This window comes from Corynebacterium propinquum DSM 44285 (assembly GCF_000375525.1).
Taxonomy (GTDB): domain Bacteria; phylum Actinomycetota; class Actinomycetes; order Mycobacteriales; family Mycobacteriaceae; genus Corynebacterium; species Corynebacterium propinquum.
Window position 1 is genome coordinate 79431 of sequence record NZ_AQXC01000010.1, and the last position, 11289, is coordinate 90719.

An 11289-nucleotide genomic window follows, 5' to 3' on the forward strand; every position below is an offset into this window, starting at 1 on the left:
TTTCTACGTGATTTCGCATGCTAGCGCGAGATAATGGCGGAACAGTTTCGTGACAAGTCACATAATTAGTGGGTTTATCTACTCAACAGCTAATTCTCAGCTTTTCTGAATTTGATTGCCGGGTGTTTTTCAACCACGCTGGTATCCATGACTAAACCTGATTCACACGGCGCCGATGGTGCCGATCGCGATGATGTTGTGGATGATCCACAGCTAGGAACAGATTCCAATCTGGTCCGGGAAGACCTGAATGAGCTGTCTGCCACCAGGCAGATTGCTTATATGCTGGAACACGAAGACGACGTCGCGGTCAGCGGCGTCGACGATTCTGTGGAGCTGGCTTCCGAAAATGACGACACTTCCATCGACTGGGGTGTGGTGCTGCCGGCAGGCATTTTGGTGCTGGCGACGGTTATTTGGGGTCTGGTTTTCACAGAATCTTTCAATGATTTTGCCAGCACAGCATTCGGTTGGATTATCGATAACTTCGGCTGGGCTTTCATGCTGTTTACCACGGTTTTCGTGGTATTCGTGATTACCATTGCCGCCTCGAAGTTTGGTGCTATTAAGCTGGGCTCGATTAATGAAGAGCCCGAATTTAATACCATCTCGTGGATCGCAATGATGTTTGCTGCGGGTATGGGCATTGGTTTGATGTTCTTCGGCGCAGCAGAACCGACATTCTTTTATAACGATAGCGTTCCGGGGATCGATAATGACCCAGTCGGCGGTGCCATGGCGCAGGCGATGTTCCACTGGACACTGCACCCATGGGCGATTTACGCGATCGTCGGCTTGGCCATCGCATATTCCACCTTCCGCGTCGGACGCAAACAGCTGCTGTCTTCGGCATTCGTTCCGCTGATTGGTGAAAAGGCGGCCGCCGGTGGCGTGGGCCGTTTCATTGACATTTTGTCCATTTTCGCGACTGTGTTTGGTACCGCATGTTCTTTGGGCCTCGGTGCGCTGCAGATCCAGGCAGGCTTGTCCGCGTCCGGCATTATCGACGACCCTTCGATGTCGGTTGTTATCGGAATCGTGTTGGTATTGACCTTGGCCTTTATTCTCTCGGCGCTGTCGGGCGTCGGCAAGGGCATCCAGTACCTGTCAAACGCTAACCTCATCATGGCCGCTGTCCTGGCCATTTTCGTGTTCATCGTGGGCCCAACCGTCGTGCAGCTGAACCTGATTCCAGGTTCACTGGGTTCGTATCTGCAAAACTTCCTGATGATGGCCGGACGCACCGCAGAAAACGGTGAAGAAGCCGCCGAATTCAGCTCTGCCTGGACGATTTTCTACTGGGCATGGTGGGTTTCCTGGTCACCGTTCGTCGGTATGTTCCTAGCGCGCATTTCCCGCGGACGTTCCGTACGGGAATTCTGCATCGGCGTGCTGCTGATTCCATCCGGTGTCTCCACCGTGTGGTTTGCGATCTTCGGTGGTACCGCGATCGATATGGAACGCAGCAACGAAGGCGTTGTGTACGGAGATGGCACCACCGAAAACATGCTGTTTAACATGTTCGATCAGCTACCACTGGGTGCGATTGCATCAATCGTGGCGATGGTCCTGCTCGCTACGTTCTTTATCACCTCGGCAGACTCCGCTTCGACCGTCATGGGTTCCATGTCGCAGCGCGGACGCATGGTGGCCACCCCATGGTTGTCGGCTACCTGGGGTGTTTTGACGGCTGCGGTTGGTCTGACCATGCTTATCGGCGGTGGTGAGGATGCCCTGGACTCGCTGCAGTCGGTCACGATCGTGGCAGCTTCACCATTCCTGCTGATCATTATCGGACTGATGTTTAGCCTGGTGAAAGACCTGCGTAACGACGTTATCTACGTTGAGCAGAAAGAACAGCAAGCCTTCGCCCGGAAGCTGGCCCGTGAACGTCGTTTGACTCGCGAGGCGCACCACAAGGAAGAGCTGAAAAAGCGCCGCGCAGAGCGTCTGGAGAGCTGGAAGCCAGAAAGCATGCGCAAGAATTAACTGCTACGGCTACTAGTTACTGCTACTAGCTAATTCTTGCTGCAGTTGCTAGGTGCGCAGTGCTCACATGAGAACTCAATGTGAACCTGCTGCGCACCCTGTGAGTTCTATGAACCCCGGTCACCATACGGTACCGGGGTTCAATTATGCTGGAAGGCATGTCTGAAAATGTGCTTGTGAATGTTGCCTGGCCGTATGCCAATGGCCCCCGTCATATCGGACACGTCGCAGGATTTGGCGTACCTTCCGATGTATTCGCGCGCTTTCAGCGAATGCGTGGCAACAATGTCCTGATGGTCTCAGGCACTGATGAACACGGCACTCCGTTGTTGGTGCAAGCTGATAAAGAAGGCGTCTCCGTACGCGAATTGGCCGATCGCTATAACCGTCAGATCGTCGAAGACCTGCGCGGTTTGGGCCTGTCCTATGACTGGTTTACCCGTACTGTTACCCGTACTCACTACGCGACGGTGCAAGAGCTGTTCAAAGGCCTGTACAACAACGGCTACATGGTCAAAGAAACCACCATGGGGGCGGTCTCCCCGTCTACCGGGCGCACGTTGCCAGACCGATACATCGAAGGCACGTGCCCAATTTGTAATGCCGACGGTGCCCGGGGTGATCAATGTGATAATTGCGGTAACCAGTTGGACCCAGCGGATTTGATCGATCCAGTTTCCAAGATCAATGGCGAAACCCCGGTTTTCCGCGAGACCGAACACTTCTTGTTGGACCTGCCCGCGCTTGCCGACGCATTGCGCGAATGGCTGTCGACCCGTCAAGGCTGGCGCCCGAACGTGCTGAAGTTCTCGCAGAATTTGCTGGCGGATATGCGTCCACGTGCAATGACTCGTGATATTGACTGGGGCGTTCCCGTACCGATCGAGGGCTGGGAAAACAACAACGCGAAAAAGCTCTACGTGTGGTTTGATGCTGTGATCGGCTATTTGTCGGCCTCGTTGGAGTGGGCACAGCGCACCGGAGACCCGGACGCGTGGAAACAATTCTGGTTGGATCCGGAAACCAAGTCCTATTATTTTCAGGGCAAGGACAATATCACTTTCCACTCGCAGATTTGGCCGGCGCAGCTGCTTGGTTATGCGGGTAAGGGCGCCAAGGGCGGTGAGCAGCACCGTTATGGTGACATCAATCTGCCGACTGAAATTGTGTCTTCGGAGTTTTTGACCATGTCTGGCTCCAAGTTCTCCTCATCTAAGGGCCTGGTCATCTACGTCAAGGACTTTTTGGAAGAATTCGGGCCGGATCCGTTGCGGTATTTCATTGCGGTGGCTGGCCCAGAAAACAACGACGCGGACTTCACTTGGGATGAGTTCGTCCGTCGTATCAACAATGAGCTGGCAAACGGCTGGGGCAACTTGGTCAACCGCACGGTCTCCATGGCACACAAAAACTTCGGTGAAGTACCAGAGCCCGGTGAGCTGACTGCTAGCGATCGTCGCATTCTGGACTTGGCAACTAATGCTTTTGACGTCGTAGGAGATGCCCTGGAGCATTCCAAGTTCAAGGCTGGAATCACGCACGCGATGCACGTCGTTGGTGAGGCGAACGCCTATATTGCCGAAAATGAGCCGTGGAAACTAGCTAAGGATGATTCCCAGCGGGAACGCTTGGCGACGGTTTTGTGGACTGCATTGCAGGTCGTGTCCGACTGCAACGTGCTTTTGACTCCATATCTGCCGCACCTGGCACAGCGCGTGCACGAAACCTTGGGCCGCGATGATTTGTGGGCTGCACAGCCAGAGATCGTCGAAGTTGTCGACGATTATGATGTCGAATTGGTTGGCGTCGGCACGCCAGAGAAAGGCCAGAAGTACCCCGCGATCACAGGTGATTATGCGGCACAGGCAGCAACTTGGAAACGCCTGGATATCACCCCGGGTACTACACTGGCGAAACCGAAGCCATTGATTACCAAGTTGGATCCGGAACTGGCTGAAACTGGCCCGGAATGGGCACCGGTGACGGATTCGGAAGACTAATCCGAAGCGTGCTGTGCACGGCAAGATTTGTGCACAGCACGTTTGTTTTCTCTCGAGCATTGTGTTGGAAGGTGAGTCTGACGAGTGATAAGCAGTCGAAGCACACGAAACTAGTTGCTGGTGGGGCGATTGCAGTCCCGCTTGCTCTCGGCGCAGTAATCTCCGCTGCGGCGAACCTGCGTGCCGGTATTTCTTCATTGGGCGCAGTCCTGGAACAAGTAATGGCCAGTTTCCAGGCCCCGGCCTCGGTGGCTGGTGTGCTCACCGCCATGCCGGGTTTTGCTTTCGCCATCATGGGGTTGGCGGCTGTGCCTATTGCACGACGCTTCGGGCTAAGCTTCACACTCTTTGCCGGCATGGTGGCCATGCTCGTGGGCCTTGCTTTCCGGCCTTTGATCGGCGCGTATCTACCGGGCGGTATGGGCACGTTCATTGTGCTGACCGCGTTGGTTGTCGGCGGGATCGCGCTGTTGAATGTGTTGTTACCGGCCTGGATTAAACAGCACGCGCCGCGACGCTCGGTGGTGTTGATGTCGTGTTATTCCGGTTTCTTAGGGCTTTCGGGCGCGGTTGCACCACTGAGTGCCTTGTGGTTTTCCGGCGAGGATGCTTGGCGCCCGGCACTGGGGATCTGGGCGCTGCTCGCGGCTGTGCAAGTTGTGGTCTGGATTTTGGTGCTAATCCGCGTTGGGGTGGATAAACCTGCCAAGCCACCCGTCGCACAACCCACAAACTCCGGCACGGAAAGTATGCCTACAACAACTACGACGGATACGGCAGTTGATGCGGACCCGGCGGCTGTTGCGAACAAGATCGCGTCGACGTCGTTATGGCGTTCTCCCACAGCGGTGGCGATGATGGTGCTGTTTGGCTTGCAATCCTCAAATGCCTATGTGCAAATGGGGTGGCTGCCGCAGATGTATATCGACCAAGGCGTTTCGCCGGGCAGGGCAGCCGTAGGGCTTGCCGTGCTGGGAACCGTCAACGTTATCGGTGGTGTGAGCATGCCGTTTGTGGTGGCCCGCATTCGTGACCTGCGCCCGGTAATCGTGGTTTTTGGCGTACTGACGACCGTTGGCTACCTCGGGGTCATGTTTGCTGGTGCCGTGGCACCGGAGGCGTGGGCAATCGTACTGGGCCTGGGCGGTATGTGCTTCCCGACGATCCTCGCTTTGCTTGCGGCGCGGACGCGTACCCCGGAGGTGACCGCACGTTTGTCTGGTTTCGTGCAGCCGTATGGTTATTTGCTTGCAGGAGTCCTTCCGCTGTTGATCGGTTTTGTGTACCAGGCCACCGGAGCCTGGACGCTGATATTGACGGTGATGGCATTGACCGGCGTGGGGATGTCTGCACTGGGGTATCGCGCGGGTAAGAAAGTATTTATCGACGACGAGCTCGCGCGCTAGTACGTGCAAGGACTGTGAATGAGCCGGCGCTTATTACAACGGTGCCGACCAGCACGGTGCCTATTAAGCTGGGGTGCTATGTCGAAGAAGAAATCACGCCCGCAGCCGTTTCCCGCCCCGGAAATTACTGGAATAGTTGATGCACACACGCACCTGACGTCGTGTCGTGGAAGTAGCATTGCGGAATTTGTTGAGCGTGCCATCGCAGGTGGTATTGGCGAGATATGTACCGTCGGGGATGATTTAGCCGAAGCCGAGCTGGCGTTGCAAGCAGCGCGCCAGCACCATAATCTGCATGCCGCGTGTGCGATCCATCCGACCAAGGCGCACCAACTGGATGAGAATGCGAAAATCCGGCTGTCCGAGATGGCTCGCGATGAAAACTGTGTAGCCATTGGTGAAACTGGTCTGGATTCTTATTGGATCGAGCACTCTCCAGAGTCGACGGCGACATTGGAACAACAGGAAGCCTCGCTGCGCTGGCATACGCAGCTTGCGCGCGAGGTAGGCAAGACGTTGATGATCCACAACCGAGAAGCAGACGCAGACCTGCTGCGCATCCTGGATGATGAACCAGCGCCACCACAAGTCATGCTGCACTGTTTTTCCTCCTCTGCCGCGATGGCGCGGGAAGCCATTGATCGTGGATGGATATTAAGCTTTGCCGGAAATGTGACTTTCAAGCGCAATGACGAATTGCGGAAAGCGGCGTCGCTGGTGCCGAAGGGCCAGTTATTGATCGAGACTGACGCGCCGTTTATGACTCCCGAGCCTTTTCGTGGTGCACCCAACGAGCCGTCGTCGGTGGGGCATACCGCGCTGTGTGTTGCGCAGCAGCGGGGGCAGAGCCCAGAAGAGTTGGCTGCGGAAGTACGTGGGACCTATTACCGCGTGTACGGGCTGGCTACGGAGTCCGCGTCGTAGGTAGCGGCATCGTGCCACACGGGAGCTTGTGGTAAATTTCACAGTTGCTATTTGGCCAGGCTGGTTGTGCCACGAGTGGTATTGGTGGCGTTTGAGTGCTATGTGAAGTTTGTGACAGATGAATTATGTTCGCGTTTCGCCACCGCTGAGCGCGTTATCGTATTGTTATCATCGTTACCGAGCGACAATGCTTTTTCACTAATAAAACTGTGATTGCGTGCTCGTATCTGGCTTTAGTGCGGTTTTGCGTAGAAACCAATTCGAGAAACCTAGAGATTTAGGGGAGTCCATGTCGACCAAAAAGCAGATCCAGCGGATCAACTCCAACGCATCGACGCCGTTGCGCGTTGCTACTGGAGGCGTCGTTGGTGCACTGCTGGTCGGGGGCGTCGTCGGACTGAATGCGCAGAAAGACATCGTCGTTGATGCCAATGGCGAAATGATTGAACTTTCGACCTTCGCCAGTGACGTTGAGGCAGCGCTTGCCGACGCCGATCTGGAGCTGAGTGCGCATGATGTTATTTCCCCAGCCCTGTCGGAAGGCGTGCGTGAAGGCGATACCATCACCGTACGCACCACTAAACCAGTGGCTGTTACCATCGACGGCGCCGATACCGAGCTGACTACTACCGCCAGCACCATTGATGAGCTACGCAACGAAATCGATGGCCTACATCGGAGTGCCAAATTGCTGGCGAATGGTAAGGAAGTCTCGGGCGATGATGAACTGACTACCGGAATGAAACTGGAAGCCGTGGCTCCAAAGATTGTCTCGATTACTGATGGTGGTAAGACCGTCTACACCCAGCAGGCAGTACGCACTGTCGGGGAATTGTTGGATGCTCGGGATATCCACCTGGGTGAATTCGACCGGCTGCACTTGCCGGAGGATACCGCGCTGACTACCGGTATGGATATTGCCATCGATCGGGTGCATTTTGAAGACGAGCGCGTCAACGAGCCGATCGAACCAGAAGTGGTGTACCGCGATGATGCGAATATGCCCGAAGGTGATGAGCAGGTGGTAGAACCCGGCACCATGGGTAACCGGGAAGTCACTTTGCGCAAGAAATTCGTCAATGGACATGAAGAATCCGTTGACAGAGTCGATGAGCACGAAACTTCCCCGGCACAAAAGCGTGTCATCGCTCGCGGTACTAAGCCAGCACCGGCTACGCCATCGGCGCCGGCAGCTCCGGCTGTGGCTGGTGGATCGGTGTGGGATGAGCTTGCTGCGTGTGAATCCAACGGAAATTGGTCCATCAACACCGGCAACGGCTACCACGGTGGTTTGCAGTTCAACGCCGGAACTTGGGCAGCGTATGGCGGGACTGCTTACGCGCCAACCGCGGACCTTGCTACCCGCGAACAACAAATTGAGATTGCGAAAAAGACCCAGGCAGCCCAAGGCTGGGGAGCCTGGCCAGCATGTACTGCCAAGATGGGGCTGCGTTAACAGCTGTTAAACTACCTGCATGGCAAATGATGAGGCGAGCGCCGAAAGCCCACGCACGGTAGATCTCTTAGGCCCGGTAGAAATCCGGGCCCTTGCCGACGACATTGGTATCACCCCCACGAAAAAGTTGGGGCAGAATTTTGTGCACGATGCCAATACGGTCCGCCGCATCGTCGATACCGCGAAGGTGCGTGCCGACGATCACGTGCTGGAAGTCGGCCCTGGTTTAGGATCACTGACTCTTGGTCTGCTGGAAGCAGCCCAGCATGTGACGGCCATTGAAATTGATGAACGACTGGCAGCGAAATTGCCAGAAACAGTGGCAGCGCGTGCTGGCCAACGGGGGGATAATTTTTCTTTGCTCAACGCTGATGCTTTGCGCGTGAGCCCAGAACAAGTTGCGGCCGCATCCCCGGAAAATATTGCTGCGCCCACGGCTTTGGTTGCTAATTTGCCGTACAACGTTGCGGTGCCGGTGCTACTGCATCTATTAGCGCAATTTCCGAGCATTAGTCGCGTACTGGTGATGGTGCAGGCAGAGGTTGCAGACCGATTAGCTGCCCAGCCTGGTAGCAAGATTTATGGCGTGCCCAGCGTGAAAGCCAGTTTTTACGGTACTGTTACTCGCGCCGGCACCATCGGGGAACATGTTTTCTGGCCTGCGCCGACGATTAAATCTGGGTTGGTGCGCATTGAGCGCTATTCAGATGATGACAGCCCGTGGTCAATTACCGAAGACACGCGCCGAGCTGTCTTTCCCATTGTCGATGCGGCTTTCGCACAGCGCCGCAAGACTCTACGCGCTGCGTTGTCCAAGCACTATGGTTCGGCAATCCAGGCAGAACACGCATTGCGGGCAGCCGATATCGATCCTGGTTTACGTGGCGAAAAACTCAGCGTGGCCGATTATGTTCGCCTCGCATTGGGGGAATAAGACCGAGACCACTGCGAATACGGCAAGGTAGCAACGATGGCAGACGAATTTTCCACACAAACAAGCGCTAATAACACGTGCACCGCGCGGGCATTTGCCAAGGTGAATTTGCATTTGGCCGTAGGTCCGGCGCGCCCTGATGGATTTCATGAGCTAGTGACTATTTTCCAGTCACTGGATTTAGCCGATACCGTACGGATAACTTGTGCCGAGGCCGAGTCGGATTCCTCTGTCGTCTCCGATGATTCTGGGCTCCACGAGTCCACCCCAGGACATTCTGTTGCTCACGATTCTCCAATCCACGGCACTTTTGTGCAGGCGCTGACAGTGACCGGGCAGGACAGTGAATCGGTGCCCACGGATGCGTCTAATCTGGCCTGGCAAGCCGTCGATGCCGTTGCGGCCGCGCTACGCGCAGAACATACGAAGGAATTGGCGCTGCCACAGGTAACGATCGCGATTACCAAAAATATCCCGGTTGCTGGGGGAATGGCTGGCGGTTCCGCGGATGCGGCAGCTGCCCTGCGTGCCGCGAATGCCTTGTTTGCTAGTTATGCAGGGATTTCCGCATTAGATGAGCAGGTAATACATAAGCTTGCGGCACAGCTTGGCTCGGATGTTCCTTTTTGTCTGCATGGGAATACTGCACTTGGCCAAGGAAGAGGAGAAAAACTCCACGCCGTGCCCACCAGCGGCATCTATCACTGGGCACTGGTGGCTAATGCCCAAGGCTTGTCGACGCCGCGCGTTTTCGCAGTCTTTGATGAGATTGTTGAGCGTGACAAACTCGTCGGCAAGCAGCCCCAGAAAAATCCCATCCCCAGTGAGACCGCATCATTGGCAGCGGCCTTACAAGCTGGTGATGCGCAACAACTAGCTGGTTTGTTACGCAATGATCTGCAGCAATCTGCGTTACACATCCGCCCGGATCTGCGCGAGATCCTGGATACCGGAGAACACGCCGGTGCACTCGCAGGAATCGTGTCAGGTTCCGGACCTACCTGTGCGTTTCTGTGCGCCGACGAACAAGCCGCACGCCAGGTGGCAGCGGAAGTAGAAAAGAAAATAGCCGGTACTCGTGGCATTATTGCCACGAGCCCGGCTGCTCGCGCAGAGCTTGTAGAAAGCTAAGCTTTTCGGGGGAAACTCACTAGCGTCCTACGTTTTTCTGCGCGGTGGGGTGAGTACCTTGCCGTTACTTCGCAACGCCCATTTCCACTGGCTCGAAGTCCAACTCGGTGCGGGTAAGCACTTCGCCTTCCTTCAGGTCCACCATCAGGAATTCCTTGTTTTCTGCGTCGGTGACGTAAGCGATATCGCCATCGACCTTCAGGATTGGGCCAGGTTCTTGCCACTCATCCTTTTCTTTCCATGGTTCGATAACCTCGATGCGGTCGGTAACTTCGCCGGATTCGACGTCGATGATGTTCACATAGCCGTCGTAGGTCAGCACCACGCCGTCGCCGTCACCGGTGCGGCCGAGGGAACGGAACCAGTAGGAATCCTCTAAGTCCACCTTCTTCATGGAGTAGTCGGTGGTATCAATCAGGACGACGGAGGTTGGGCGCTCCAGATCTGCGTCTTCGTCGGTCTTGTTGTCGCCGAGGACGATAGGGGAATCTTCGCTACCGGCCAGGTTTCCGGAACGCTGGTAGCCGTCTTTAGCGATGTCGCCGGCATCAACCTTGTGGAATTCTTCGTCTTCTACATCGAAGATGACTGGACCGTTGGTGCAACCGAAAGCGACGTTGCCGCCTTGCGCGACCGCTTCGCCGTGAATTCCTGGGCAATCGTCGGTGGAGGCCAATACTTCGTTGTCCATGCTGCGGTATTCGATGCGGTGGCGCTCGTCTTCGGTGCCGACGGTGGTCAGGTAGCTACCGTCTTCGAAGGGAACTGCCACACCGTGGTGCGGATCGCCGGATTCGGCGGTCACGATGTGTGCCGGGCGCATGGTGTCGGTGCCATCTTGGAGCTCGTCGTTGTCGAAGATGGTGATGTCACCAGTGCCATCGTCGAAAAGCGCAGTCTTGCCGTCATGCTGGACGACGTGCCCAGGCTTATCAGCTGGCAGGATGTTGTCGGTGAGCTCAGGCGACTTCTCGTAGTAGTGGTTGTGGTCTCCGTGTGGCTGGGTCACAGCACCGGTGTCGAAGATGGTGAAGCCGTCTTTTCCGGAAACATACAGGTGGCGGGTGTTGCCAGCTGGGTTCAGGCGGTGGAACCCGGAGATTTCTTCTTCGTCGACAATTTCGCCGGTGGATGGGTCGATCGTCGTCAAGCCTTTGTCGTGGGAGAGTACCACGCGTTGCGGTAGAGAAGAGACCTCGGTCAGATCCGCATCATCAGCGTCGGGGCCATCGTGATCGTGACCGTCGTGGTCGTGATCATTAGCCTCTGAGGTGGAGGTGGTTTCCTGGGCACTGGTGGCGTCTTCATCTGGGCTGGAGCAAGCAGCAAGCGCGAATGAGGTTGCTACTGCCATCGTGACTGTGGAAAATATACGGCGTTTCATAGAATTCACAGTAATGAAAATGAATTCAACGTGCAAAAAGTCTAATCTTATTTGCGCGTAGCTTT

At 55.8% G+C, this 11289-nt stretch carries 8 protein-coding genes; 7 read left to right on the forward strand and 1 reads right to left on the reverse strand.

All coding sequences use genetic code 11. The features are described 5' to 3' along the window. The first annotated feature begins 147 nt into the window (after nt 1–147). The 7 genes from B142_RS0109095 (at nt 148) to B142_RS0109125 (ending at nt 9840) form a co-directional block, all read left to right on the forward strand. A complete protein-coding gene (locus B142_RS0109095; protein ID WP_018121233.1) occupies nt 148–1989 on the forward strand; it encodes a BCCT family transporter in 1842 nt (613 codons plus the stop codon). A gap of 158 nt (nt 1990–2147) precedes the next feature. Further along, on the forward strand, nt 2148–3989 hold the full coding sequence (gene metG / locus B142_RS0109100; protein WP_018121234.1) for a methionine--tRNA ligase: 1842 nt from the start codon (nt 2148–2150) through the stop codon (nt 3987–3989). A gap of 71 nt (nt 3990–4060) precedes the next feature. After that, entirely contained in the window at nt 4061–5395 is a 1335-nt protein-coding gene (locus tag B142_RS0109105; RefSeq protein WP_018121235.1) for an MFS transporter, read from the forward strand. A gap of 78 nt (nt 5396–5473) precedes the next feature. Beyond that, a complete protein-coding gene (locus B142_RS0109110) occupies nt 5474–6319 on the forward strand; it encodes a TatD family hydrolase (RefSeq protein WP_018121236.1) in 846 nt (281 codons plus the stop codon). 289 nt (nt 6320–6608) lie between these two features. Further along, on the forward strand, nt 6609–7775 hold the full coding sequence (locus tag B142_RS0109115) for a resuscitation-promoting factor (RefSeq protein ID WP_018121237.1): 1167 nt from the start codon (nt 6609–6611) through the stop codon (nt 7773–7775). Between the two features lie 19 nt (nt 7776–7794). Then, complete coding sequence (gene rsmA, locus B142_RS0109120; protein ID WP_018121238.1) at nt 7795–8709, forward strand: 16S rRNA (adenine(1518)-N(6)/adenine(1519)-N(6))-dimethyltransferase RsmA; 915 nt, start codon at nt 7795–7797, stop codon at nt 8707–8709. 36 nt (nt 8710–8745) lie between these two features. Next, nucleotides 8746–9840, forward strand: coding sequence for a 4-(cytidine 5'-diphospho)-2-C-methyl-D-erythritol kinase (locus B142_RS0109125; RefSeq protein ID WP_018121239.1), 1095 nt, complete (start codon nt 8746–8748; stop codon nt 9838–9840). Nucleotides 9841–9904: 64 nt separating this feature from the next. Here the strand turns inward: B142_RS0109125 and B142_RS0109130 are convergent, their stop codons facing one another. After that, nucleotides 9905–11224, reverse strand: a complete 1320-nt coding sequence (locus tag B142_RS0109130) for a hypothetical protein (protein WP_026168018.1) — start codon at nt 11222–11224, stop codon at nt 9905–9907. Nucleotides 11225–11289: the final 65 nt, after the last annotated feature.

What these genes read in the sequence shown, in the direction of transcription:
- B142_RS0109095 (WP_018121233.1), top strand. Translation starts at nt 148, where the DNA reads ATGACTAAACCTGATTCACACGGCGCCGATGGTGCCGATCGCGATGAT.
- metG (WP_018121234.1), top strand. Translation starts at nt 2,148, where the DNA reads ATGTCTGAAAATGTGCTTGTGAATGTTGCCTGGCCGTATGCCAATGGC.
- B142_RS0109110 (WP_018121236.1), top strand. Translation starts at nt 5,474, where the DNA reads ATGTCGAAGAAGAAATCACGCCCGCAGCCGTTTCCCGCCCCGGAAATT.
- B142_RS0109115 (WP_018121237.1), top strand. Translation starts at nt 6,609, where the DNA reads ATGTCGACCAAAAAGCAGATCCAGCGGATCAACTCCAACGCATCGACG.
- rsmA (WP_018121238.1), top strand. Translation starts at nt 7,795, where the DNA reads ATGGCAAATGATGAGGCGAGCGCCGAAAGCCCACGCACGGTAGATCTC.
- B142_RS0109125 (WP_018121239.1), top strand. Translation starts at nt 8,746, where the DNA reads ATGGCAGACGAATTTTCCACACAAACAAGCGCTAATAACACGTGCACC.
- B142_RS0109130 (WP_026168018.1), bottom strand. Translation starts at nt 11,224, where the DNA reads ATGAAACGCCGTATATTTTCCACAGTCACGATGGCAGTAGCAACCTCA.